This is a genomic window from Mesorhizobium sp. M1338, assembly GCF_040318045.1.
In the GTDB taxonomy this organism is placed as follows: domain Bacteria; phylum Pseudomonadota; class Alphaproteobacteria; order Rhizobiales; family Rhizobiaceae; genus Mesorhizobium.
In genome coordinates this window covers 1-24426 of the sequence record NZ_JAMYLL010000029.1, presented here as the reverse complement: position 1 = coordinate 24426, position 24426 = coordinate 1, and the positions used below count along the sequence as shown (strand labels likewise).

22 protein-coding genes are annotated in these 24426 nt (G+C 58.5%); 14 read left to right on the top strand and 8 right to left on the bottom strand.

Annotated features, from left to right (window positions below; all coding sequences use genetic code 11):
* Positions 1-177 precede the first annotated feature (177 nt).
* Positions 178-3072, bottom strand: a complete 2895-nt coding sequence (locus NKH19_RS22265) for an ATP-binding protein (protein WP_352869846.1) — start codon at positions 3070-3072, stop codon at positions 178-180.
* A gap of 26 nt (positions 3073-3098) precedes the next feature.
* Positions 3099-3869 carry an SDR family NAD(P)-dependent oxidoreductase gene (locus NKH19_RS22260; RefSeq protein ID WP_352869847.1) on the bottom strand — a complete coding sequence of 257 codons (771 nt, stop codon included), beginning with the start codon at positions 3867-3869 and terminating at the stop codon, positions 3099-3101.
* A 268-nt stretch (positions 3870-4137) separates the two neighbouring features.
* On the opposite strand from NKH19_RS22260, the gene NKH19_RS22255 reads away from it, so the two are divergent.
* The 4 genes from NKH19_RS22255 to NKH19_RS22240 all read left to right on the top strand — a co-directional run bounded on the left by NKH19_RS22255 (position 4138) and on the right by NKH19_RS22240 (position 6405).
* The gene (locus NKH19_RS22255) at positions 4138-4686 is read left to right on the top strand and encodes a helix-turn-helix domain-containing protein (RefSeq protein WP_352869849.1); all 549 of its coding nucleotides are present in this window, start codon (positions 4138-4140) and stop codon (positions 4684-4686) included.
* On the top strand, positions 4670-4873 hold the full coding sequence (locus tag NKH19_RS22250; protein WP_352876626.1) for an oxidoreductase dimerization domain-containing protein: 204 nt from the start codon (positions 4670-4672) through the stop codon (positions 4871-4873). Before NKH19_RS22255 ends, NKH19_RS22250 begins: the two co-directional genes overlap by 17 nt.
* Positions 4874-4891: 18 nt before the next feature.
* Complete coding sequence (locus NKH19_RS22245; protein ID WP_352869850.1) at positions 4892-5746, top strand: alpha/beta fold hydrolase; 855 nt, start codon at positions 4892-4894, stop codon at positions 5744-5746.
* A gap of 68 nt (positions 5747-5814) precedes the next feature.
* Positions 5815-6405 (top strand): peroxiredoxin, encoded by a 591-nt coding sequence (locus NKH19_RS22240; RefSeq protein WP_352869851.1) that lies wholly within the window; start codon positions 5815-5817, stop codon positions 6403-6405.
* Positions 6406-6848: 443 nt separating this feature from the next.
* Here the strand turns inward: NKH19_RS22240 and NKH19_RS22235 are convergent, their stop codons facing one another.
* A complete protein-coding gene (locus NKH19_RS22235) occupies positions 6849-7043 on the bottom strand; it encodes a hypothetical protein (protein WP_352869852.1) in 195 nt (64 codons plus the stop codon).
* Between the two features lie 221 nt (positions 7044-7264).
* Here NKH19_RS22235 and NKH19_RS22230 point away from each other — a divergent pair, with 221 nt between their 5' ends.
* Both NKH19_RS22230 and NKH19_RS22225 read left to right on the top strand, forming a co-directional pair.
* Entirely contained in the window at positions 7265-7867 is a 603-nt protein-coding gene (locus NKH19_RS22230) for an NAD(P)H-dependent oxidoreductase (protein ID WP_352869853.1), read from the top strand.
* Positions 7868-7872: 5 nt separating this feature from the next.
* Positions 7873-9759, top strand: a complete 1887-nt coding sequence (locus NKH19_RS22225; protein WP_352869854.1) for a monovalent cation:proton antiporter-2 (CPA2) family protein — start codon at positions 7873-7875, stop codon at positions 9757-9759.
* Positions 9760-10090: 331 nt separating this feature from the next.
* On the opposite strand, the gene NKH19_RS22220 is transcribed toward NKH19_RS22225, so the two are convergent.
* From NKH19_RS22220 to NKH19_RS22205, 4 genes are all read right to left on the bottom strand, one after another.
* Positions 10091-10918 carry a formate/nitrite transporter family protein gene (locus tag NKH19_RS22220; protein WP_352869855.1) on the bottom strand — a complete coding sequence of 276 codons (828 nt, stop codon included), beginning with the start codon at positions 10916-10918 and terminating at the stop codon, positions 10091-10093.
* A 65-nt stretch (positions 10919-10983) separates the two neighbouring features.
* On the bottom strand, positions 10984-13305 hold the full coding sequence (locus NKH19_RS22215; protein ID WP_352869857.1) for an FdhF/YdeP family oxidoreductase: 2322 nt from the start codon (positions 13303-13305) through the stop codon (positions 10984-10986).
* Between the two features lie 237 nt (positions 13306-13542).
* Positions 13543-14559 (bottom strand): alcohol dehydrogenase, encoded by a 1017-nt coding sequence (locus NKH19_RS22210; RefSeq protein ID WP_352869858.1) that lies wholly within the window; start codon positions 14557-14559, stop codon positions 13543-13545.
* A 105-nt stretch (positions 14560-14664) separates the two neighbouring features.
* Positions 14665-15156 carry a DUF302 domain-containing protein gene (locus NKH19_RS22205; RefSeq protein ID WP_352869860.1) on the bottom strand — a complete coding sequence of 164 codons (492 nt, stop codon included), beginning with the start codon at positions 15154-15156 and terminating at the stop codon, positions 14665-14667.
* A gap of 177 nt (positions 15157-15333) precedes the next feature.
* Between NKH19_RS22205 and NKH19_RS22200 the strand changes: the two genes are divergently transcribed.
* From NKH19_RS22200 to NKH19_RS22190, 4 genes are all read left to right on the top strand, one after another.
* Positions 15334-15594: a hypothetical protein gene (locus tag NKH19_RS22200; RefSeq protein ID WP_352869862.1), complete on the top strand. Its 261-nt coding sequence runs from the start codon at positions 15334-15336 to the stop codon at positions 15592-15594.
* Positions 15595-16549: 955 nt separating this feature from the next.
* Positions 16550-17038, top strand: coding sequence for a recombinase family protein (locus tag NKH19_RS22195; RefSeq protein ID WP_502911003.1), 489 nt, complete (start codon positions 16550-16552; stop codon positions 17036-17038).
* A complete protein-coding gene (locus NKH19_RS33585; RefSeq protein ID WP_502911002.1) occupies positions 17031-17126 on the top strand; it encodes a hypothetical protein in 96 nt (31 codons plus the stop codon). The genes NKH19_RS22195 and NKH19_RS33585 overlap by 8 nt, the downstream gene beginning before the upstream one ends.
* Positions 17127-17196: 70 nt before the next feature.
* The gene (locus NKH19_RS22190) at positions 17197-18225 is read left to right on the top strand and encodes an alpha/beta hydrolase family protein (RefSeq protein WP_352869864.1); all 1029 of its coding nucleotides are present in this window, start codon (positions 17197-17199) and stop codon (positions 18223-18225) included.
* A 335-nt stretch (positions 18226-18560) separates the two neighbouring features.
* On the opposite strand, the gene NKH19_RS22185 is transcribed toward NKH19_RS22190, so the two are convergent.
* A complete protein-coding gene (locus NKH19_RS22185; RefSeq protein WP_352869866.1) occupies positions 18561-19952 on the bottom strand; it encodes a BID domain-containing protein in 1392 nt (463 codons plus the stop codon).
* Here NKH19_RS22185 and NKH19_RS22180 point away from each other — a divergent pair.
* The 4 genes from NKH19_RS22180 to NKH19_RS22165 are packed head-to-tail and all read left to right on the top strand — an operon-like array spanning position 19941 to position 23996.
* Positions 19941-21689 (top strand): type IV secretory system conjugative DNA transfer family protein, encoded by a 1749-nt coding sequence (locus NKH19_RS22180; protein ID WP_352869876.1) that lies wholly within the window; start codon positions 19941-19943, stop codon positions 21687-21689. The genes NKH19_RS22185 and NKH19_RS22180 overlap by 12 nt on opposite strands.
* 11 nt (positions 21690-21700) lie before the next feature.
* On the top strand, positions 21701-22789 hold the full coding sequence (locus NKH19_RS22175) for an AAA family ATPase (RefSeq protein ID WP_352869868.1): 1089 nt from the start codon (positions 21701-21703) through the stop codon (positions 22787-22789).
* Positions 22786-23187 (top strand): hypothetical protein, encoded by a 402-nt coding sequence (locus NKH19_RS22170; RefSeq protein ID WP_352731731.1) that lies wholly within the window; start codon positions 22786-22788, stop codon positions 23185-23187. Before NKH19_RS22175 ends, NKH19_RS22170 begins: the two co-directional genes overlap by 4 nt.
* 32 nt (positions 23188-23219) lie before the next feature.
* A complete protein-coding gene (locus tag NKH19_RS22165; RefSeq protein ID WP_352731729.1) occupies positions 23220-23996 on the top strand; it encodes a hypothetical protein in 777 nt (258 codons plus the stop codon).
* The last annotated feature ends 430 nt before the right edge of the window (positions 23997-24426 follow it).

Sequence of the window (24426 nt, the reverse complement as noted above, 5' to 3'; positions counted from 1 at the left end):
GGTCAAGGGCGATTTCGCGCATCTCGACTGGCTAGACGATGCGTGCTGGGCGAGTCTTGTGCGATCCCGCTCCATGGAACGGGATGTCGTTTTCAGACAATGCCTCGGCTACCGAGTCCTAGCGAATGCCGCTCAAAGCGACGCCATTGCGGGTATCGCCCGTCGCAATTCTCGGCTTCAGACGAGACCAGTTCCGGACTCCAGAAGAGCGCGCGCCTTTAGCATATCCGTTGTCGTAAGGTTATCGTCCACTTTTGATAGCGCACCGACTAGGGCAGGGCGGAAGGTTCCAGCATCGAACTGAAACGCAGACAATGCGCATCGCAGTTCCCAGAACGAGGCTCCCATTTCCTGGGAAAGCTGTAGCGACTGAAGAACCAGCGCTCGAGATTGCGCTTCATCAACCGCCAGCAGTCGCTCAGACTTGAGCCGCAGCAGTTCGGGTCTGCTCCATCCGACTTCACCAGAGAGTGCACGGTCCAGTGCGTCGAGGGGGGCTCGATCTCCAGCCAGGGTCACAAGATAATCAAGCAGGGCGCCACGCGCATCGGCGAACTCATCGGCGAGGCCTTCAACCGGCGCGCAATCGACAATGATCCTTCGATAACCTCGAAGCCATAACGCCCAGCGCTGGAGGTTATGAGCTTGGACCAGGCCCGCGACGTGGTCCAACTGCCGGATCGCCGTCGTCCTGTCGCCGACAAGATAGGCCACGGGACATGCAGCGGTCATGAGGAGAAGCAGGGTCGAGATTGCGTAATCCAGCTCCTTTGCTTCTTTCTCCAATGCCTGAAGATGCTTGAGGGCCTTCGAGGTTTCGCCCCGCAAGAAACCGGAAAATGCGACAATCGTCGAGGCGATCATCCGTTGCTCGTATCCGACACCGGTATTCTGCGTTGACCGCAGTAGACCCTTCGCATTCTCGATAGATCCTTCGGCTTCCCGGATCGCATCCGAAAGATCTCCACGGAAGAAGTGGGGACTGTCCAGCATCCGGCTGAAGACATTCGCGGGTATCTGCGAAAGCTCCGATCGGATGGCGAGCGCTTTCTCAATCGATCGAGTGTAGTGTCCGTTTGAAGTCCAGATCGAGTTCGCGCCGGTCATCGCCTGGATGTATTTGGGGATGTCGCCAGCCGCACGCGCAATTTCCCCGGCCTTGACGAACTCTTCGGCGGCGGCCTCGTCATCGATGAACGCGCGAGTATGATACAAAAGCCCGCCACGGGCGATGCGAAGTTGAATTTCAACTTCGGTGCCTGCGTGGCCGGATCTGGGTAGAAATCCGAGTGCCCATTCGACGAGTTTCGCCTGTTCGCTCATCAATCCCAGTTGAACCCAAAGTACATGGGATTTGGCGATGAGCGCAACGGCATACTGCTCATAGCCGGTCTCCGGCATTGACCATCGCACGGCCAAACGCACGTCGTTGACGAGAGACAGGTATCGTTGCACCCAGTCCTTCGTCGTCAAACTCTTCCAATCGATTTCGGCGGCAGCGAGTTTCTGCTCGCAATAAAGTGCATGTGCGGTGCGCTGCGAGATGGCTCTGCCTGCCTCCGTCAGTTTTTCCAATGCGTAACGGCGCGTCGTCTCAAGCAGACGGTATGTTCCATCGCCTCCAACGACCGAGAGAAAGGACTTTAGAAACAGTCCGTCGAAAGTCTCGTGAAACTTTTCCTGGCCAATATGAGATGAGCTCAAGGCTTGGGCAGCCGAGGCTGTGAATGGGCCTGCGAAAACTGCGACGTCCTGGAGAAGCGTCCGCTCTTCCGTCGTGAGGCTGTCATAACTCCAGTCGAGCGTAGCTCTTAATGTCTGCTGCCGTGGCGGAGCGGTCCTTCGTCCCTTTCGAAGGATCGCGAAAGGATTATCCAGCGAGGCAGCGAGGTGCGCCAAACCCAAGCTCGCGGCGCGAGAAGCAGCAAGCTCGATCGCCAAGGGGATCCCGTCGAGCTGCCGGACGACAGAGGCGACCATCAAGACGCTGTCGGGCTGATCCAGGTCCTCAAGATCCGACGACTGTGCAACGCGTTCAATAAAAAGTTGCACGGCTGAGTACGAAAGGGCTTCACTCGCCGACAAGCCTTCGGGCGGAACCTGCAGCGAAGGTAGCTGCCGGATGCGCTCGCCTGCTACCCTGAGCGGCTCCCGGCTGGTTGCAAGGATCGAAATACTTGTCGCTGATCCGAGGATGCGTTCGACAGCTGTGGCAACTGCGTCAATCAAATGCTCACAATTGTCGAAGATGAGCAAAAGATCCTCCTCAGCCAAGACATTGAGAACGCCCGCCTCGATATCATTGGCAAATGCGGTGATGCCTAATAGGGACGCCAGCGTCGGCATAATCTGTTGGCCGTCATTCAACGCCGCCAGATCAACAAACAGCGTTCGCTTGTCTCGGCTGTCGCCAACTGCCAACGCAACGGAGGTTTTCCCAATCCCGCCCGTGCCTGAGATCGTCACGAGCCTGTTCACTCTCAGTGCTTCGGCTGTGGCGTCGATGAACTCCTCCCGCCCGATCAGTCGGCTTGCAAGCCGAGGGAGGTTTGATGCGATCGACAACACACCGGTCTGATTGGTGGAGGCCGATGCTGGTCCATCGCTGTCAAATGCTTTCGCCTCCGTGACGGCAACGACAAAAACGTAGCCCCGGCCTGGAACGTTCTCGATATATCGCCCACCATCAATGTCGCTCAAGAGCTTTCTCAGGCTGACAATATGGACGCGAAGCGCCCCGTCTTCCACGGTCGTATCCGGCCACACCAGGGAAATCAGCTCTTGCTTGCGGATGATCTCTCCGGCGCGCGAAGCCAGAACAGCCAGAATGTCGAAAGCCTTGCCGCCGAGATGTAAGGCGTTCCCGGCCGCAGACAGACGCCGCCCCGGTATGTCGAGTTCGAAGCTACCAAACCTCAGTTGGCCCATTCGTTCAATCAGATGTTTGACGGGCCTGGGCGATAGGCGGGGCAGCTCAAACGGGCGCGCCCTGCAGAGCACGCCACCCCGCAGCCATTCCCAGGCCCCCCAAATACCTATAGGGTTCTGAATGGTCTTGGGCAACGCCTTCAACTAATGTTGTTTTCTGATCCAATGCTTTAGGCGTTGTAGCCACCGTCAACGTTGAGCACTGCGCCGGTGATGAAGGACGCCCCTGGGCTCGCGAGGAAAAGGATCGCATTTGCCACTTCTTCAGGTCGACCAAGGCGCTTTAATGCATTCGATTCTCGCTCAGCTTCCATTATTTCGGGGAGCGCAAAGCCTTGCGTCGTTTCGATCGCACCGATCTGCACAACATTAACTGTTATGCCGCGAGGGCCAATATCGTGAGCGGCTCCCCGACAAAATGCCGATAGTGCAGCTTGGGTCGCAGCAAAGTCCGCAAGGCCGGGCGTTCCGACGCGATCTGCCAAACTCGCTCCGAGCGCGACAATCCGGCCACCCGAGCTCATCACCCTCACCGCGGCGCGGATCAGCGCCGTGGTCGAGCGTATATGGATTGCAAGCTGGTGCTCGACTGCATCTTCGTCCAGGTCTTCATCGTCAATCTGTCCGTGGACACGGTTTTCGCAGTTGGCGATCACGATATCAATCCGGCCGAAGTCCGCTATGGCTGTTCGGGTAATTCGGAGGAAATCAGCCGGCGAGGGGCTGGCGGACGAAGGATATATGGCAACACGGACGCCGAAAGGTTGAATGGCCTGGAGTATCCGCTCGCCCGCCTCCTGCGTGTTCAGTGTTAGCACCAAGTCGGCGCCGCTCTGAGCCAACGCGCAGGCAGTCGCAATGCCCACGCCCTGGTCCGCATTGGTCAAAAGTGCCACTCGCCCGGCGAAGGGACGGGGATGGATCCCTGTTCGCTCGTTCAAAATTATCTCCGTTTAAATTCCGTCAGTTGTTAGCGCCTCGGCTTTATAATGTTCGTTGACCGCTAAACCGCATTTCGTCCTAATTCTTGTAAAATCAAGTCTTAACGCGTCAACGTCTGCGGACGGTGGTTCCAAGGCCTAAGGCGCTGATTTTGGACGACGTTGCGGCGCGAAGGAGCACCCATAACCACTCTTAACATCGCTTAACTCGCTTAGCGTAGCGGCGCCACGTTAGCGTTCCCTCGTTACAGAAGCGAGGTATGCAGCGATGGGTGAACCGGTTTCATTTTCTTCAAACCTGATCCAGATCAGCTTTCGGTACGATCCGAATATCACGTTGCCGGAGTTCGCCGGGGCTGTCGTGGCTCCACGCGACGCGAAAGCTGCCCAAGAAGCGGCGGGGCCGCGCCGGAAACTCGCTGGCCTTTCCGATTGGCAGAAAAACAAGATCGTCCGGTATGTTGACGACAATATTGACGGAACTATCCGCGTCGAAAGCCTCGGTCAGCAGGTTCGACTGAGCGCCAGTCGGTTCTCAAAAGGCTTCAAGGAATCGTTCGGCCGCTCGCCCTACGACTATGTCCTCCTTCGCCGCGTGGAAGCCGCAAAATACCTGATCGCGACGACCGAAGAGCCGCTCAGCCAGATCGCACAGGCGTGCGGGCTAAGCGATCAAGCCCATCTTTCAAAGATATTCAAGCGCTTCGTCGGAATGACTCCTTTGCGATGGCGGCGCGCAGAGTCGGGCGCTAGACCAGCCCCTGCCGACGCTCACAGGTGGCGAAGGCTGAGCTGCTCGACTGCGGAACTCGCATAATGTTGTCGCGGCAGTACTGGGCCTCAGCATGCTGGGCGTCAGCGCCGGCGAAGTGATGACGGTGGTCCAGATGGCAATGCTTGGCGAACTGCCCTTTACCGCTTTGCGGGACGGCATTTTCGCGCACCCGACTGTCTCGGAGGCATTGAACATGCTCTTCGCTGCAGTCGGTGAACCGGAAAACTAACACGAAAGGGGTCGAATAATGATAACTTCCAGCTCGGTCAGCGCGCCTACCGAATTTGCTGAAGTTGAGGGCAGGACACTTGCCTACCGAAAAATCGGTAAGGGCACGCCGCTCTTCCTTGCGGTGCGGTTTCGAGGGACCCTCGATGTATGGGACCCGCTTTTCCTCGATGAACTTGCAAAGCATTTCACAGTCGTGACATTCGACTACACGGGTCTTGGGGCGTCGACGGGCGAGCCGACCTATATTCGTGAGTCTTTGGCGAAGGATGCGAAGGACCTGATGGATCATCTGGGGTTTGACAGGGTGATCATGGGAGGATGGTCTTTAGGGGGCGTCGTCGCTCAAGTCGTTACGGCGATCTATCCAGAAAGGGTTTCTCACGTCGTCCTGATTGGAACTGCCCCGCCCGGAAAGCCGCAGGTCCCGGGGGAGGCAGTGTTCATGAGGACCGCGATGAAGCCCGTCAACGATCTTGAGGATGAACACGTCCTGTTCTTCGAACCGGAATCGGAATCGAGCAGAGCGGCAGCCACCAGGTCGCACGCACGCATCGCAGAGCGTCAAACGGACCGATCGCCCGCCATCGCGGAAGGGACGTTTTTGAAGCTGCTGAGCGAAGCGACGGACAGGACGACGATTTTCCCGGATGCAGATGGAAGATACATGTCCTACCTGTCGGATTGTGAAAAGCCGATGCTGGTGATCGGCGGTGACCACGATATCGCGTGCCCGGTCGATAATTGGTACGGTCTATCCCGTGCCTGGAAGACAATGCACCTCCTCACGATCCCCCAAGCGGGCCACGCGCCGCATCATCAGGAACCTGAATTCGTCGCCGATGCCGTCGCGTCGTTCATCGCTCGTCATTGACTTTCCCTGAAGGGCTAGTGCCTGAGCTCGCCCTTGCAGCGCCATGATTCCTACTAGAGAGAAGACCAATGCCCCCAGCAATCGTCCCGAATATCAGTTTTCACACGCGCGTGAGAAATGACGCCCTTGAAGGTCCTAATCCTTTTGAGTGGAAGACGATTACGTCGGATGAGATTTTTTCGGGACGCAACATCGTCCTGTTTGGGCTCCCAGGTGCCTTCACGCCCGCCTGCTCCGAAAGCCATTTGCCCGGTTTTGAGCAAAATTATGATGACTTTCGTGAAGTCGGTGTCGATGAAGTCGTTTGCGTTGCGGTGAACGATGCCTTTGTCATGTACCAATGGGCGAAAGCACGAGGCGTTCAGAAGGTTCGAATGCTCCCGGACGGTAATGGGGATTTTACGCGGCAAATGGGAATGCTGGTTCAACAAACCAGCAACGGCATGGGATTGCGGAGCTGGCGATATTCGATGCATGTCGTCGACGGAGAGATCCGCTCCATTTTCACAGAGCCAGGCCTTACTGACAATTCCGACGGATTGAGCGTGACGGTATCGGACGCAGCGACAATGCTCAGCTATTTAAGGGCCCATAACTACACAGCGCCACAAGTCGGGGAACGAGGTGCGGCGAACAGATTAACGCACGCGCCGCGGTGAGGTCTGCCACTTCAAGCTCGCCCTCAAAAGCGGAAAGCGTGTCTCGAAGGCGGTGCTTGGCCTTGCTTTTGACAACGGCCTTTGGGTGAACGAGAAGACTTGCCGCAGCTCTGGGTTCACAGAATCTGGCGCCTTTGCCGCGAGCGAACTCATACGCATCCAGCATCATCTGACGGGACGCCTCAGGGTTGCTTGCGAGCCGCAGTCCCGCGTCCAAATGCATGAGCTCGGCCTTGCACCAGCCGGGGTTTCACGGCGCGGGCTATCGTTTCACTGTCCGCGAGCCCGCCGCACACGATAAGGCAGTTATCGAACCGCGCACGGTCGCGGAACTCAAGCTCGCGTTGAATGGCTTACGGTCGCCAGCGTCGAACGCGTCTCCACATGTCTCCCCCTATTGCCGCCAGCGCAAAAGTGAATTGCTCTCGGATATGCGCCCGCCGTCACCGGCAGGTCTCCCGGCTGAAAGCTTCCATACGCGTCCTCCCGCTCGACCGAATAGCTGGCCGATCGCTTTCCGCCAAATCCCATCGCTCTGCTGCCTCCATCAGCATAAAAGCAAATTCGTCTTCATCGATGCCATCTGCTGCGTTGAGCATTGCGACAAGCGGATCGGAAAGTACCTCGTTCAAGGTCATGGGATTCATCGGTCTCCGTCGTTCGCTCCGGTTTAGAATGCAACCCAGGAATAGTTCTTGTCTGAAACGGTCGCATTGAGACGCGCACATGCAGAGGAAGGCCGCTGTTTTTCGACCGGATCGTCCAAGAAAGCGTGTTTGTCGACTGTACGGTGTCGCGCGAGCACAAGCTGTGATTTCGATGCGCTAATTCTTTACTTTGACCGACACAAGGAAGCCAGATGCGTGTCCTAGTTCTGTTTGCGCATCCCGCCCAGCGGAAATCCAGCATTAATTTGTCGATGGCCCGGGAAGCCAGAGGTGTCGAAGGCATCTCCTTCGTGGACCTCTATGCAGAGTATCCACGCTTCGACATCAATCCCGATCGAGAGCAAGTTCGCTTGCTCGAACACGATCTGATTGTGCTTCAGTTTCCAACATTTTGGTATTCGACCCCTGCCATTTTGAAGGAGTGGCAGGATCTGGTTCTCGAGTACGGCTTCGCCTATGGACCGACAGGCCGAAAGCTCGAGGGGAAGTTCTTGCTTATCGCTACGACCACCGGGGGAAGCGATGGGGACTATTCGCGGTCAGGGGGAAACCGGCATCCGTTCGGCCAATTTCTTCTGCCGCTTGAACAGACCGCGTCGCTATGCGGCATGAACTATCTTCCCCCCTTCGTGCTCCACTCGGCCAACCACATCGACAGCCCCTCGGCGCAGGCTCACATCGCGGCCTATCGCACCCTCCTTGGGGACCTGGTTCAAGATCGCTTTGACCTGAAGTCGGGAACCGCGCGTGAAATGCTTGCCCAGGTGACACGTTCCGGCGACATGGGAGCCTAACTTCTGTGGAAAGCCTTGCAGTATATGCCTTTGGTTACCTGGCCGCGGCCGTCGTGGCCGTGATCATTTCTCATCGCATCGGGCTCGGTTCTGTTGTCGGATATATCGCAGCAGGCGTCATCGTCGGACCGGTGCTGCATTTTTCCGATTCGGCGTCAGGATACCTGGAGCACTTTTCCGAGTTCGGCATCGTCATGATGCTGTTCCTGATCGGCCTCGAGATCGACCCGCAGATGGTCTGGCGCTTGCGCACCAAACTGGTCGGGCTTGGAGGACTGCAGGTGCTTGCGACGGTCATCGCCGTTTGCGCTGTATCGGCTGCATTTGGCTTTACCTGGCAACAGGGCGTTCTTTTCGGCTTCGTCGCTGCGCTATCTTCGACGGCGATCGTTCTGCAGACGCTGAAGGAACGCGGGCTGTTGGAGTCAGACGGCGGGCGCTCCAGTTTCGCGGTCCTGCTCTTTCAGGATCTCGCAGTCATCCCGATGCTTGCGCTTATCCCTCTGCTGTCCGTGGGATCGGCGGTCGGTCCACAACATGTCACCCAGGGTCTCCTCTCGAACTTGCCAGCCTGGGCCTCCGCGATCCTGACCCTGGCCACTGTCGCTTTCGTTGTTGCGGGCGGTCATTTTCTATCGCGCCCGGTGTTCAGAATGATCGCAATGCTGGGCCTGAGGGAGGTCTTCACCGCCGCAGCCCTCTTGCTGGTTGTTGGGATTGCCGTATTGATGATGTCAGTCGGACTTTCCCCGGCTCTCGGGGCTTTCTTGGCCGGCGTCGTGCTCGCAAACAGCGAGTTCAAGCACGAGTTGGAAAACGACATTGAACCGTTCAAAGGTCTCCTGCTCGGCCTGTTTTTCATGACGATCGGTGCCAAGATCGAGCTCCGGGTGCTGTTCGAAAGCTGGCCATTCATCCTAGGGGCTGCGGGCCTGTTGATTGTCGTTAAGATCGCAGTGCTTTTGCCCCTGGCCTGGTTGTTTCGATTAAGGTCTTCGGCCGGATGGTTGCTTGCCCTCGGCCTGGCCCAGGCCGGCGAGTTCGGCTTTGTGCTCCTGTCTATCGGCGAGCAGGCTGGTCTGCTCACGTCATCGCTTTCATCGGTCGCGGTCCTCATCATCGCACTTGGCATGATCCTCACGCCAGGTCTGTTCATCGTCTTCGATCGCCTGGTGGTTTTGCTGGATCGAAGGGACATCGCCAAGCGACCCACAGATCATCCCGACGAGGGGACCATCATTGTCGCGGGCCTGGGACGCTTTGGGCAGATCATTACCAGAATGCTGCTTGCTAACGGCTACAAGCCAGTGGTTCTCGATTTTCGAGCAGACGTCGTGGACAACCTGCGCAAGTTCGGAATTCAGTCTTTTTTCGGAGATGCCGGTCGACCGGATCTGCTGGAATCTGCCGGTGTCGGAAACGCGAAGTTGCTGGTTGTCGCCATCGACGACACCGATCGCGCGGTAGAGATAGTCGAACATGCACGCCGGGCAAACACGCGGCTCAAGATCATTGTTCGTGCCTATGATCGTCTTCATCATTACCGGCTGGAGCACGCGGGCGCCGATCAGATCGTGAGGGAGGTCTTCGCGAGCTCGGTCGACACAGCCGGGAATGCGCTCCAGTTTTTGGGCATGCACCCCTACGAAGTCGAGAAAAGAAAACAGCTGTTCGTCAGGGAAGATCTTGCCGGCTTGGGTAAGATGGCGCCGCTTTTCGATGGCGTGACGCCGGTCGCCGACAATCCGGACTTTATCGCCGGCTTCAACGATATCGGAAAGATCATCTCCAACGCAATGTTGGGCGACAGAGATGCCTTCGAGGAAGCGGTGGCACGAGGATGGAGCCCGCCTGAACTTGAGAGCAGCCACAGCCGGTCTAAGAAACGGTGACGCCGGAGCGTCGATGGGCCTTTGGACTCGCTCCGGGAGGGATGCGCCGAGCGTTCGTCGGCCGTGGAGAACAGGTTCTGTCCCACTTCCGCATTCCGCGATGCGGCGTTCGCATACATATTTAGCAATGGCGAATCGTCGGCGACAACGCGCTATGCCGAATAGGGACTTGCTGCCAAAGGCAACCTTGGCGACGAGGCGCTTGCATGGGGGATGGATTGTCGGCTGCTCGGAGAGCCACTTGCGGCATGATCGCCGACGGGGGCGGGGCGCATCCTTGGCCGCCATACGCGCGGTTAGCAACGCGGGAGTGGAGGTTATCTCGATCCGATCATCGCGGACTGCCTTCTTCGCGCGGTATAAGCGTTGCGGGTGCCGGCTCGAACGAGACGTGTCGGCTGCCGTTGAACTGGATCCAGTAGCCGAAAGCCATGAAGATCGAGCCCCCGAGCAGATTGCCCACGGTTACGCAGAGCAAGTTATGCGCAGCCGCCATCAGCGACAGGGAATCAGGGCGAGGGCCAAGAAGCGCCATCGAGAACGCAAACATGTTCGCAACGGAGTGCTCGAAGCCAGCAGCGACGAAGATCGTGATGGGCCAGAAGATCAGCATAATCTTGGCGGCAGCGTTCTCGGTGCGACCTGCCATCCATATCGCCAGGCAGACCAACCAGTTGCACAAGACGCCCTTCGCAACCAGTTCTGCAGAACCTGCCGAGAGCTTGCCCTCGACGACCGAAAAGAACAGAGATCGTCCATCACCCAGTATCACACCACCGCCTGCCGCGTAGAGGAGCGAGGCGAGCAAAATAGCACCGACCAGGTTGCCGCACCACGATGCCACCCAGACAAGCAACACATCGGATATCCTTGCTTTGCCGGTCAACACCGCCAGCGGCATGTACATCGCAGTCCCTGTGAAAAGTTCCGAACCGGCGAAAACGACGATGGTCAGGCCAGACGAAAACACGATCCCCATGACGAGATGCGCCCAAGCCGGATCGACATGTGCGCCGGCCGTGAACATGAGAAGATCGCCGAATCCGATGTAAACCCCGGCCATCATCGAGCCCACGAGGAACGCTAGGAGCCTACTTCTGACCAAGTCAACCTTATGGGCGCCAGCCTGCGCAAAGCTGATGACTGTATCGTCGTACATGTTCGTCTGCTCCGTGAAAGGGAAATCAGGAATGTGCCCCGGCTGCGTTTGATAAAGTCACGGCTTTAACCCCGACAGGCGACGTCGACAAAAAGAGCAGCTTTTTCGACCGTCACCGGAGCGCCCTTATAGGCAGGCGTACCAGACTGGGCGTCAAAGTCCGAAAGAGCGATGATCCGGTTCATTTCGGGATAATAGCCGGCAACTGATCCGGTCGGGATGTCGTACTCGATGGCAATGAAGCCGCTCACAACCCTTCTCGGTGCAGCCGGATCGTGGTCTATGCCAATTACGTCGACCTGGTCACCCTGTGCAAGTCCACGGGCCGTCATGTCGTCCCGGCTCATGAATACGACATCTCTGCGCCCGAAGACACCGCGATAGCGATCGTCCAGATTGTAGACCGTGGTGTTGTACTGTCCGTGGCTGCGGATCGTCGTCATCACGAGACTATCGGGACCGGTCATACGGCGATCCTCTTCCAGTCCTTTTGCGACGAGGAAGTTTGCTTTCCCGTTCGACGTCTTCCAAACTCTCTTGGCTGCCGGAATGCTGAGCCGAAAGCCGCCAGGCTTCCTGACGCGACGGTTGAAGTCCCGAAAGTCCGGAAAGACGATTTCGATCTTGTCCCGAATCCGGTCGTAATTTCCGACCAGCTCGTCCCACGGAATTCCGTACCTGTCTCCCAATGTCGCTTTTGCTATTGCCGCAATGATCGCCGGCTCCGACATCAGCGTGTCCGTCGGCGGTTTCAAGAAGCCTCGGGAGGCATGAACCATCGACATGGAGTCTTCAACGGTGACCGACTGCGGTCCGGAAATTTGCATATCCTGATCGGTCCGCCCAAGCACAGGGAGGATGATTGTGGTTTTAGCGGTGAGGAGATGTGACCTGTTCGGCTTTGTTGCCAAGTGGACAGCGAGATCAAGCTTGCGCATGGCCGCGAACGTCCTTTCGGGATCGGACATGGCGACGGCAAGGTTTCCGCCTAGACAGACGAGCGCCTTCGAGGCGCCGGCTATGATTGCTTCGATGCTCTCAACCGCATTATGGCCCCTGGCGGACGGCGGCCGGAATCCGAAGGCGCGCTCCATCCCGTCGATGAGGTCTTTGTTCGGGATCTCGGTGATGCCCACCGTCCGATCACCCTGCACGTTCGAGTGACCTCGTAGCGGACATATCCCAGCGCCTGGTTTGCCGATATTGCCGCGCAGCATAAGGAGATTTGCCAGCTGCTGGACAACTTCGGTCCCGGTTGCATGCTGGGTAATGCCCATGCCATAACAAATAATAACCCGTTTGCTTTGTATATAAGCATCGGCGATCGATTCAAACGCTTCCTTGGCGATGCCAGACTTCCGGCAAATCTGATTCCATTCTGTGGACGCGGCGTCGCTGCGAAGCTCATCGATGCCTGAGGTATGGATCAAGATGAAATCTCGGTCGAGATGTCCGTCTCCACCGGCGGCGAGATCTGCCTCGTCCCGCTCGACAACGAGCTTGATGATACCCTTCAGCAAAGCTAGATCGCCGCCGGCCTTCACTTGGTGGTAAGCCGAAGCAATCGGGGTCGACGTTAGGGTCACCATCTCAACGGGGTTCTGGGGCGCGGCAAACCGCTCAAGCGCGCGCTCCTTCAACGGATTGAACACCAGGATGGGAACCCCCCTGCGGGAGCAATCATGCAGCGTTGTCATCATCCTCGGGTGATTGGTACCCGGATTGTGACCGATGCTGATGATCAGGTCGCATTCGTCGAAGTCACTCAGTTCCACCGTCCCTTTACCGACGCCGATGGACTTGGGGAGCCCAACCGACGTCGCCTCATGGCACATGTTCGAACAGTCGGGAAAGTTGTTCGTCCCATAGGCTCGCACGAAGGTCTGGTAGAGGAAAGCCGCCTCGTTTGACGCACGTCCGGAGGTGTAGAATTCTGCCTGATTGGGATCGGAGAGGCCTCGCAGGGACGCTCCGATACGGCTCAACGCATCGTCCCAGGCGATCGGGACAAAATGGTCGGTTGTGGCATCGTATAGCATCGGGCTCGTGAGACGGCCCGCATCTTCAAGCTTGTGATCTGTCCAGGTCCACAGCTCGGAAACCGTGTGACTTGCGAAAAACCCGGGATCGGCTCGCTTTTTCGTGGATTCCCACGTTATCGCCTTCGCCCCATTTTCGCAAAACTCGAATGCCGAGGTGTGGTTGGGATCGGGCCAAGCGCAGCCGGGGCAATCGAAGCCATCTGGCTGATTGGCCCGCAAGAGAGCGTGAACGCCGCTAAATACCACCTGCTGCTCTTTCAACGTGCGAGCAAGGGCCTTCAAGGCACCCCACCCGCCCGCCGGCGCGTCATATCGAACGATGCCCTCTGGATCCTTCTCACTCATCAAAGTGCCCCAACTGTTGAAGATGGCTAATTGCCCACGACCATGAGCGCTCGATTTCGAAAATACGGTGCGTGATCGGGACGCGATTGTACGATCCGCTACCTGCAGCTCGACAGCGGTACTCACTCGCACGTGAGAGGGCATCGGACGATAGAAAGAGGCGACGCCGGCGGGATGAATCGGCGGCGTCGCCTACATACGTTTGCCGAGGGAATATCCGCCGGCAGATGCAAAGAATCACATCGTCAGGACGATGCGGAACTTCGCCTGACCGGCCATCATCTTCGCGTAGGCGTCGATCGCGCTTGCGAGCGGCATCTCTTCGATGATTGCATTGACGCCCTGGAGCGCGCTGAACTTCAACGTCGTTTCGCTCGTGCCCGGATCGCCCGTCAGGGCGCCTTGGATCGATCTGCTTCCGAACAGAAGCACGTTGGTGGGAACCTCGACCGGCTCCGGCGTGGCCCCGAGCACGATAATCTGACCGCGGGGACGAATTGCCTTGATTGTATCCTTTGCAGCCGCGCCGCCTGATGCCGTGGCGAGCACAAGATCAGCCCCGCCGAGCTCAAGGAGCGCCTCTGCGACATTGCGCTTCGACGAGTCGATGTAGTGGTGTGCGCCAAGCCTCATGGCCAAGGCGCCGACGGCTTCACTTCTTCCGATCGCAACCACCTCATACCCCATGCGACGTGCATATTGGACCGCAAGATGACCGAGGCCACCGATACCAAAGATCGCGACCCGATCACCAGGCCGTGCATTCGAATTGCGCAGAGCGCTGAATGTGGTGAGGCCCGCGCAAAGGAGCGGTGCGGCCTCTACATTGGAGAGGTCGTCGGGAATGAGGACGAGGCCTGTCTCCTTTGCAATCATATATTCCGCGTAGCCGCCATCCAGTTGAATGCCGGTGAACTCTTGGTTCTCGCAATTAACGAGATGGCCCGAACGGCACTGTGAGCAGTGGCCGCAGCTCCCACCCAGGAAGCCCACGCCAACGCGCTGTCCGGACTGCCAGCCTTCGACGCCGTCGCCGACCACATCGATTTTTCCGACAACTTCGTGGCCCGGCACGCGCGGCCACTGGATGGGGAAGGCACCTTCGACGGTTGCGCCGTCCGAGTGACACACGCCGCAGGCCTCAACCTTGACACGGACAAAGCCGGCCGGCGGATTGCGGAGTTCCTTGCGCACGAACTCCAGTTTTCCAGGCGAGACGGCCTGGCATGCGAGATATGTTGTAGGTTGCTCCATTGCGTTCTCCAGTTCGCGATCGAAACTGGGCGAACCATGTCAAATACCCGAGGGGAAAAATTGTATCTATCGGTACTTTCCGCCCGGCCAGCTTTCCCCAAGACGTCACGAAGCCGCCTCGACGAGGATATTCAAAACCTTCTGATCGAGCGCTCGCGCGACTTCGAGGGCCGGCTCGGATGAATAACTCTGCAGGCAGCTTTCCATTCGATCATAGGCCAGCTTCACTAAGCCGCCCTCCTCGTAAATCAAGATCGTCACGGGGGCATATGAGCCCGCATGTGGAACCGCAGCAACCATCTGACGCATGATAAGCGGGTTGCCAGCGACGATCCTGATTATTCTATAGGCTGCGGAGTTCCCATCCTTGCCGAGCGCGTCGCCCAGGTCATAAGTCGCGAACTCCATTAAGCCAGACGATCCGATCGTCGACTTGATCCGCTCTGAAAACCGAAGAAAGTCTTTTTCGGCGAGAATCTCTTCCAACGACAACCGATCCGTTCGTCCAATTCTCTCAAAAATTCGTTCCACGACGGTGTCAAAATCCACTTTGGACTCGATCACCTCGCGCTCTATCGCATTTTTGGAGTTCGTCATCTGTCTGCCTCCTATTCTATGCGGGTCATCCTTCAGGACGGCCGCCCACCAACCGGGGGAAGCAGATCTGAGCACCTGCCGACGCTGAGGTTATTGTAGATTTCGGGCCTGGGACGAACGCTTAATGAATTGAGTGCCGTTCGCCGGAGTGGCCGGATCGTGCAATACGGAGAGGGCATGCGCGGCCGATTTCTCGTGACCGCGCTCAGATGCGGATCAAACGCCGTCAACCGGAAGAGGAGAGACAATCGTGCCAAGATGGTCGATCAAAAATCGACTGAGGACGCTGTTGCGGGCTACAAAGGTCTGCTGCCCGGCGACGTCAAGAAGCGCGCCGGGTTATACGAGCCGTGCCCGCGCGAGAATGAACGCCTGGGCGAGGGTCTCCTGGAGACCTTTCCGGCAAGCGATCCACTCGCCTCCGGACGGTTTGACTGAAACCCTGCAACTAGGAGAACCCAGATGGACCATTTCGCCGAATCTCGCCGTAAAGCACCCCTAAAGACGGGCTTGTCACACGCTATAACCAGGGGCCAAGTTATTGATATGTCGATATAAAATCGAGTTCCATAAGATAGATTATGCGACTTTCACCAGTGTAAGTTAATATTTCTCCACTATTCAAAGTATGAATAGCTCGCGTTTCGAGTCTTCGAGCAATCACCTAGAGGAACTAGATCAAGTGTTCTGGCGGTCACTCTTACTCTAAGTCTCGATACGACGGATCGATATTACCAACCATCACCTCACCGCCCGATAAAACTGGACGGAAGACTCTGAACGCTTCTGAGCGGCGCGGGATTGCGGAGCAAATGGGCGTCCGGAGCGAGATCGAGCTACGTCCGGACAGGGAGTCGACGCACGAGCAAACTCGGGCCGACGCCAGGCGCAGCGGCCGAGCATCGAGGCCGAAAAAATGGCCGAGGATCCACGCCAAGTTTCATCGTCAGACCATCGGGCACATACATTTCGCCTGTCTGCTTGCGATCTCGCGCGCTTCGGCTTGTTGTTCCTCAATGGTGGCCAGTGGCTCGAAAAGCAGGTTGTTCCAGTCTCATGGATCAAGATATGGCTATCTATGGTGGATTGCACCGTCTGGTGGTCCGTTCGGGGCGGATGCTTATTTCGCGTTGGGATCGGGGACAAGGGCTAGCAGTGATGCCCATCTATAATTTGGTCGTTGCCCAAATTATAGATGTGCACAAGGGGGGGTGGACGTCTTGGTTCCAACCATTTCGCGCAGCTTCTTAGGCAGATCGTTGCTACCTCGCATAATTCCTAAAACCTGCGACAGATCGGCCGTCCCCTGAAAATCAGGGGGTTTTTGTGTCGCATGTCTTTGTCGCAAGTGGTAATTGTCCTTGCGACATAACTTGCGAGGAAACCCGCCACGATGATGATTGGCTATGCCCGGGTCTACACCCAGGGCCAGGACCTCGACCAGCAGCACGCGGCGCTTGGCGCGGCCGGCTGCATTCGCCTCTTTGAGGAAAAGGTTTCCGGGGGAAAGCGAGACAGGCCCGAGCTTGTGAAGCTCCTCGACCATTTGCGCCCCGGCGACGTGGTGACGGTCACCAGGCTAGACCGCCTCGCCCGATCGACGCGCGACCTTCTCGATATTGCCGAGCGGATCAGCGAGGCCGAGGCCGGCTTGCGATCTTTGGCCGAGCCATGGGCCGACACGACGACGCCGGCCGGCCGCATGGTGTTGACCGTGTTCGCCGGCGTTGCGGATTTCGAGCGATCCTTGATCGTGGAGCGCACCAGCGGGCAGGATCGCGGCCAGGGCACGTGGAGTGCGGTTCGGTCCTTCCCCTGCCCTATCGGCCGACCAGGTCACGCACGCCCGTCAGCTCATCGCCCAAGACAAGCCAGTGACTGAGGTTGCACGGCTCCTGAAGGTGCATCGAGCAACCCTTTATCGGGCGCTAAATAGTGTGGAGGGATGGCCAGCCGCCTTTGTCGAGTGAATGAAGTACGGCGGGACTTCAGCATTGGTTTTATGATGATAGGTTTCCGACCTGCAAGAAAGGAGAGAAAATGTTCCGTTATCTAGCGCGCCGTTATGATCGTAAGCACGTTCTGAGATCATTAGAACGCCAGAGGCGTATTCATGATAAGGCGATTCCATTTTCTCGCGATGGCTCTGACGCATTGGTCTTCAATGAAATTTCCAAGGGCGAGATGTTTTTCGCGACGATATTTCCAGCTGTTCCGTTAAGGGAAGAATCGGATAGTGTTATCTTCCAATCTGATATTTCAACTGAAGATCAGGCGAACAATACGTTCGAATGCGTTGTTACCGACAGTGGATTTAAACAACATGCGCTTGTTGTGTTTCATCATTGGTATGCTCGGAACCGGTATCCGCGATTTTCCAAATACTTCGCTAGAAAGGGCATAACGGTTATTGAAGCTACACTTCCGTATCATTTTGGGCGAGCTTCGAATGACTATTCGGAGGAAAAACTTTTCAACGCGAATTTAGGGCGCACCGTCCAGTCGATGAGACAGGCTGTCCTAGATGGTCGTAAGATTGTTCGTTGGCTTTATAGTCAGGGGTATCAGAAAATCTCGGTTGTAGGGATGTGTTTGGGTGGCACTGTTGCGGGTCTCGTTGCTGCCCAAGAGCAGAAGGTTGATAAGGCGGTTCTCATGGTATCGCCGGGAAGCCCTGCTGATCTCGTCTGGACTGCGGAGACCATGACGGCCTTACGTGGTCGTATTGAATCGTCCATGTCACTGGAAGGGCTAAGAACCGCTTGGGGTCTCATCGATTTAGAGAAGCATCTTTTCGGCCTTACACGTCCTCGTCTGGATTTGATGTTCTTGCTCGGTAAGGACGATACGGTTGCGCGCCCAGGAGGCTCTGAGCGTCTCATTGAGTTGCTGGCGAAGTGCAATCTTCCACCTGAGGTCGTGCGGCTGAATTGTGGGCACTCATCTATTGGAATGTTCCCCTTCAATTTGATCGCGGCTCGGAAGGTTCTTCGTTTTTTGAAAGAAACCCCGACCCTGTCAGAGCTTTGGGAGGTTCGCGGGTTTCGCTACGACTTTAGCGAAGTTTGAGCTATTTGATGGCTCCGCGCCGGATCGCGGCCAGGGCGCGCGGGATGTGGTTCGGTCCCTCCCCCAACCAGGTCGCGCATGCGCGACAGCTCGTCAACGACGATTTCAAGCCGGCCGAGGTCGCCCGGCTCCTGAAGGTGCATGGCGCGACCTCAGCCCTCTCAGTTCGGCCGAGAGTACAAGAGCATCTTTGGCAACTCCCCGAATGCTGATCTGCAGCTCTGAACTGTACCGGGCCCATTTGTGACAATGAACGACCACCTTGCTTAAAGAGTAGTCATTCGCCGCGGCCTGCGACGCCGACGGGATAACGCAGCCGGCCCCACGGCGCTTCCCTACTGCTTCAGCCGTGTCGACTGAGATTCGCGCGCTGCAAGACGTTCAGTTTCGGCCTCTTGTCTGGACGCGACTTCACCCGATCGGGCTGCGGAATAGAGAGCCGCGGCCTCACCCAACCTGACCTGATCGGATTTCCGCACGGATGGATGTTCAAACGATTTGCCCGAGGCTGTCGCACGAGCGATTTCGCGTGCGCCGTCTTCACCGAAACGGACTTCAATCGATTTCTTGAAGGTGGCGATCTCCCGTCTGACCTCCTGATCGGCTGACACCGCCTTGAAGGCTTCGGCCCGCTCGCGATCATCCTTGGCCATTGCAATTTTTTCCAGGGCAGCTTTCGCCCGATCAGAAACATCTCTCACCTCAACCGCGTCAGCCTTGAGCTGCTTTTCGACCTGGGTGCGATAGGATCGTTCGGCTCGGTTCTCGAACTCGGCGGTCCGGACAATGTTCGGGCCAATCGCGGCGGCAGCCTGTTCAGCGGCGGTCCGCTCTTCCCGCGCCCTGGCACCGGCGAAGAACCCTTCCCTGCCTCGCAGCTCGCCGACCAAGCTGGTGTCCGCCGATATCCGTTGTGCAGCACTTGTCGGACCGTCTCGAGCAATGATCTCGTCGAGACGCTGCGCCGCCGATTTCGGATCACGGTAGGCGGTCTCCAGATAGATTGAGCGAGCCTCGCGCTCGCGCTGTACATCCGCATCGCGACTGACAGCAGCGGCGATGCTTTTTTCGTCGATCGATCGCCCAAGGCTGTCGCGGCGCACGCCACCAGCAGCCACATCCTGGAACGCAGCTATCAGTACCCTGACGTCCGCTGGCCGGCCGGCTGCGGTGCTGCGCGACCGCTCTTCATTTCTGCCATTTGGAACAGCCTGCCGATCTTCGGTTCCGCTTGCTACGACCCGATCATCGGCTGACCCGGGACGATCGCTGCCTCCTGCCTCTTTTGACTTCTGCGCCACGACGGGCTCAGGCGTCCCGCCTCGATGCTCAGGCCGACGCTGGCCCTCCGCGTCCTTGGCAATGGCGCCGGACTGCATCTCCGGTGTGCGCGGATCAGCCTGACGCATGTCCACCCGTGCTTCTTCAACAACTGAAGCCATCGGCTGCTCCTCTTGTTCCCTGCTTTGGTGAGCTTTCCCAACTTGCGACACTGGCCGGGCGTTCTCCGCCGCCCGTTCCTCGTCCAGCTTCGCCCGTTGTTCCGCGCTGAACTCGTCGCGTGTTGCATAAGCCACTGACGCCGACTTGATCTCGTTGCGACCGAGCTGCCGGGCGAGCTGCCGCAAATCCCGGGCGGTCTGCGTCGCTACGAAGATCGTCGCGCTCTCACGCTGCCTAGTCAGCGCGACATAGCTCGAGGCGGCGCGCCAGTGATGCGTGTGCATGAGATAGGTGTGGTCAAGCGTCTTGCCCTGGCCCTTGTAGACCGATCAGACTTTGCCTGGTCCGCCATTTTGAACGCAGCCGACATGGCCATCTTTTATGCCGGGGTTGTCGGCTTTCTCGCGACCACGGCCGGCGTCAGGATGCTGATGGGAAAATCGCTGCACGCCCAAAGCGTCAAGCCGGTTGAGCGTGCCTCCTCTGACATCTTTGGCCACGCGGACTGGATGGACATTCGCGAGTCACAAAACCTGTTCGGTGGTTCGGCCAAGTCGACAGCCAATCCGCGCTGCGGCGTCGTCATCGGCGAAGCCTACCGCGTCGATCAGGATGCGCCGGCCCGGCGCGGACAAAAGTTTGATCCGCGCGATCCAAAAACATGGGGCAAGGGTGGCAAGTCGCCTTTACTCACCTTTGATCTCTCCTGGGGCGGCACCCACGGCCTCGTCTTCGCCGGTTCGGGCGCCTACAAAACCGTCTCCGTCTGCGTGCCGACGCTGCTCACCTGGCGCGCCTCAATTGTCACCCTCGATCCCTCCTCCGAGCTGGCGCCGATGCTGACGGGCGCACGCACGGCGATGGGCCGGCGTGTCATCTCAATTGATCCGATGACGGGCAGCGGAGCCTTCAACGCGCTCGACTGGCTGACAAAAAGTTCGCCGCTCATCGATGGCGACATCCGCTCGGTCGTCGACTGGATCTGCGGCGAGAAACACACCGCCACCCGTGATGCGCCGCACGGCGCCTCGGGCAAGGCCTTCTTCGAGGGCCGTGGCAAGGCCATCGTCGAGACCCTGCTTTCCGACATCGTCTTCGACAAAAATCTGTCCGACGACAAACGCAATCTCGTCACTCTGGCGCAACGGCTCGCCTTGCCGGAGGCAAAAATGCGGAACGAGCTAGCACGCATTTTTGAACACTCCTCCTCGCATCGCGCCCGCCATCTCGCAGGCCAGTTGATGGGGCTGGTCGCCGAGACGTTCTCCGGCGTCTACGGCAACATGAGCGAGCAAACCGAATGGCTCGCCAATCCCGCCTACGCAAAACTGGTGTCGGGTAACAGTTTTCGCACTGCTGATCTGGTCGCCGGCAAGCTCGACCTCTTTATCAACATCCCGATGAAGGTGCTGGAATCGACGCCGGCGCTCGCCCGTGTCGTTGTCGGATCCCTGCTCAATGCCGTCTATGAGGCCGACGGCGTCTTGCCGGGCGGGCGTATCGTCTTCCTACTCGATGAGGTCGCCCGCCTCGGTTACATGACCTCACTGGCCCGCGCCCGCGATGCCGGCCGCAAATACGGCATTACGCTGGTCATGCTCTATCAGTCCGAAGGCCAGCTGCGCGAACAATGGGGCGATGGCGGCAAGAGCGCCTGGTTCGAAAGCGCTTCCTGGCGATCCTACGCCGCGATCGGCTCGCTCGAACAGGCCCGCGCTGTCTCCGAAGCGCTGGGCGAACATGGCGTCGTGCTGAACTCCGAGACAAAAAACCGGGGAAAAAGCGCAAAGCCGCTCGAGATCGGCACCGCCTCGACCGGCGCCTCGGAACAGCGCTCCGAGCGTGGCAGACGGTTGGCGACCGTCTCCGAAATTCTTGCCGATGCCAGAGCCGACGAGCAGTTCGTCTTCGTCCAGGGCCGAAAGCCGTTGCGCTGCGGCAGAGCGATTTATTTCCGCAGGCCGGAAATGGTCGCCAAGGTCGAGCGGAACCGTTTCGCGCCCCAAGCCGCGTCGGGTTGAGGCGGCAAGAGATGCAGCGCATTCTGGCCCCGATTATCCCTGGCCTTGCCGTCCTGATCGTCGTGCTCGCCCTGCTGGAAACCTATTCCGGCGTCATTCTTATCGTCGCGGTTATCGTCATGGGCTGGCGGCTGGCGCATGCTGCAAAGCATGGCGTGCCGGTATCGCCGAAATTCTCGAAGGGTGAATGGGACGCGCAAGCAGGCGTTGAACGGAAACCGGCTCTGCCGATCCGTGCAGCAAGACATCGGCCGCTCGATGACGTGCTGGCCGAACTCGACGCCATGACCGGGTGGCGCTCCGTCAAGGATGAGGTCAAGAAGCTGGTCGCGGTGCTGCAGGCCGAGCAGGAACGTCGGCGCCACGGCATCAACGCCGCACCCCCAAGCCTGCACCTGATCTTCCTCGGCAATCCAGGGACCGGAAAAACAACGGCGGCGCGTCTTATGGGCGAGATTCTTTTCGCACTCGGCCTGCTCAGATCCGGCCATGTCGTCGAGGTCGACCGCAGCCAGCTTGTCGCCGGCTATATCGGACAGACCGCAATCAAGACACGGGAGGCGGTCGAGGCGTCGCTCGACGGCGTGCTGTTCGTTGACGAAGCATATGCATTGGCCCCCGAGGGCCAAAATAACGATTTTGGCCGCGAGGCGATCGACACGCTGCTGAAGCTGATGGAGGATCATCGGGATCGATTGTGTGTCATCGCCGCCGGCTATACCGGTGAAATGCGCCGCTTCCTCGAAGCAAATCCCGGCCTGCGCTCCCGCTTCACCAGGACAATAATGTTCGAGGACTATTCGGCTGAAGAGCTGGCGGGGATTTTTCGCAACCTCGCCAACCGTGAAGGCTTTGTGCTCGACGCCCCGGCCGAGAACTCGGCTAACCTTGCCTGCGTCCGCATCCAACCAGAGCGTGGAGACGATTTCGGCAATGCCCGCGCAATCCGCACGCTTTGGGAAAGCACGCGCGAGGCGCAAGCCATGCGTCTTGCTACCCACGGCATCGGCAGTGCTGGCCGCGACGCCATCATGACCATCGAGCCAGGTGACATTGCGGCGGCGATAGCATCACACGAGCGGCAGGGATCAACTACATGACGGCTCAAACCCTCCTCTCATCTGTGCGAGCCACGCTGGTGCGCTGGCTCCAACTTGTTCCCGCCCTGTTCCGGCGCGATCCGCTGTTCCGCTATGCCACGATCGCCGCCGTTCTGGCTTTGATCTTTCTGGCTATTAGTATTGTTCGGGATGTCGCCGGCAATCGCGACGGCCCCGTTGCCGGCGCTGGAAAGAACGCCGGCACGCCGACGTCGACTTCGGAAAAATTCGAACAGGGCAATGCATCTACAGCCGCAGGGTCGCGGACCCAACCGCCCGCGCCTGGATCAACCTCGGAGCCGGCTCAAGACCATACGCCTGCTGTCGCTCCAGGCCGGCCGCTGCAAGGAATAAAGGTGGCGCCCGCGCCGCACGACGATTTTGGAACCGTACCGTAGGAAGGATCATCCCCATGATGCAAAGAAAAAGCGTGGGCAGGCTGGCGCTCGGCATTGCAATCGCAGCGTTGAGTTTCGTTGAGGGCTCCGGCTTTGCCTTGGCGCAAGACCAGCAGGCAAACCAGCAGCAATTGGACCGCATCGAGCAAAAACTCGATCGAATTATCGAGCATCTCGGCATCCCCGGACAGGACGGTGCGTCGGCAAAGAGCAACGGCAGCTTGCCCGCCACCGGAAACGATGGCGCGAAGAAGCAGGCTTCCTCCGAAGCCGGTGCCAGCCAAGGTTACCAGCGGGGCGCGCTCGCCATCGCCCGGGTTGCGCCGGCCAAAAAAGACGATCTTCCAGAGATCCCTGCCGACAGCGTCGGCAGCTTTGTCTATATCGGCGGCGCCATTCCCCTCAATGAACTGTCGCGCAAAGGTGTGCTCTACACCGGCCTCACCTCAGTCGAACTCCAGGGCTGGCTGAAGGTCGCAGAACCCGGCCGCACGCAACTCGCCGTCGAATACCGCGCCACCACCGGATCCAACGTTTTTGTCAATGCCGGCTGCATAGCCTCGCTGTGGCTCGAAGATCGCTCGATCGGCTCCCAGCATGGTGAAATTCCGATGCCGGCCAGAGAGCAAAAAAGCGTCTCCTTCATCTTTGGCGCCGATCTTCACCCCGGTCTTTACAAGCTTCGCGCCTGGCTGGCCTGCACCGAGCCGCGTGACCTGCATGTTCTCAATGCCCAACTGCTCATCAAGACCCCCGCCGACATGAACCTGCGCATGATCGACAGCGGCGAATTGCTGCACCAGGGGTAGCAAAAGGTCATGGCGAGAACCAAAAAGCACCACAGCCGCCGTCAATCAGGGTCCGTCGAAACGGATGAACGAGGTTTTGAAAAGCCGATGTTCCGCAGGCCTGGCTTCAACGGGTTGTGTCTTTCGGTGAAATGGAAAAGAAGCTCAGCAAGCAAACGCCCAAAAGCCGCGAGATGCGCGGGCTCGCCGCGAACAGCTTGCCGCCATGCTGGGTCTGTCGACGGGCGTTCTCGCAATTCCGCGATCGCGGAAATCTCGGTTAAGCGCTCCCGCCCGTCTGCCTGTCGACCGTCCGCACCGGCCGATAGGCATTGGTCTTCAGCCACGCTTTGCATAAGAAAAGGCCGGCCAGGGGCGGGGACGTCGGCGGCCGGATTGTGGGCGGGGCGGCGCCCGGGGCGGAGGAGCGGGGGAGGGTGTGATCACACAA

Excerpts from the sequence above, each read along its gene's own strand:
- NKH19_RS22185 (WP_352869866.1), bottom strand. The coding sequence starts at position 19,952 with ATGCACACGCATCACTGGCGCGCCGCCTCGAGCTATGTCGCGCTGACT.
- NKH19_RS22195 (WP_502911003.1), top strand. The coding sequence starts at position 16,550 with ATGATGATTGGCTATGCCCGGGTCTACACCCAGGGCCAGGACCTCGAC.
- NKH19_RS22215 (WP_352869857.1), bottom strand. The coding sequence starts at position 13,305 with ATGAGTGAGAAGGATCCAGAGGGCATCGTTCGATATGACGCGCCGGCG.
- NKH19_RS22200 (WP_352869862.1), top strand. The coding sequence starts at position 15,334 with ATGCGCGGCCGATTTCTCGTGACCGCGCTCAGATGCGGATCAAACGCC.
- NKH19_RS22245 (WP_352869850.1), top strand. The coding sequence starts at position 4,892 with ATGATAACTTCCAGCTCGGTCAGCGCGCCTACCGAATTTGCTGAAGTT.
- NKH19_RS22220 (WP_352869855.1), bottom strand. The coding sequence starts at position 10,918 with ATGTACGACGATACAGTCATCAGCTTTGCGCAGGCTGGCGCCCATAAG.
- NKH19_RS22180 (WP_352869876.1), top strand. The coding sequence starts at position 19,941 with ATGCGTGTGCATGAGATAGGTGTGGTCAAGCGTCTTGCCCTGGCCCTT.
- NKH19_RS22190 (WP_352869864.1), top strand. The coding sequence starts at position 17,197 with ATGTTCCGTTATCTAGCGCGCCGTTATGATCGTAAGCACGTTCTGAGA.
- NKH19_RS22230 (WP_352869853.1), top strand. The coding sequence starts at position 7,265 with ATGCGTGTCCTAGTTCTGTTTGCGCATCCCGCCCAGCGGAAATCCAGC.
- NKH19_RS22235 (WP_352869852.1), bottom strand. The coding sequence starts at position 7,043 with ATGACCTTGAACGAGGTACTTTCCGATCCGCTTGTCGCAATGCTCAAC.
- NKH19_RS22210 (WP_352869858.1), bottom strand. The coding sequence starts at position 14,559 with ATGGAGCAACCTACAACATATCTCGCATGCCAGGCCGTCTCGCCTGGA.
- NKH19_RS22205 (WP_352869860.1), bottom strand. The coding sequence starts at position 15,156 with ATGACGAACTCCAAAAATGCGATAGAGCGCGAGGTGATCGAGTCCAAA.
- NKH19_RS22255 (WP_352869849.1), top strand. The coding sequence starts at position 4,138 with ATGGGTGAACCGGTTTCATTTTCTTCAAACCTGATCCAGATCAGCTTT.
- NKH19_RS22175 (WP_352869868.1), top strand. The coding sequence starts at position 21,701 with ATGCAGCGCATTCTGGCCCCGATTATCCCTGGCCTTGCCGTCCTGATC.
- NKH19_RS22240 (WP_352869851.1), top strand. The coding sequence starts at position 5,815 with ATGCCCCCAGCAATCGTCCCGAATATCAGTTTTCACACGCGCGTGAGA.
- NKH19_RS22170 (WP_352731731.1), top strand. The coding sequence starts at position 22,786 with ATGACGGCTCAAACCCTCCTCTCATCTGTGCGAGCCACGCTGGTGCGC.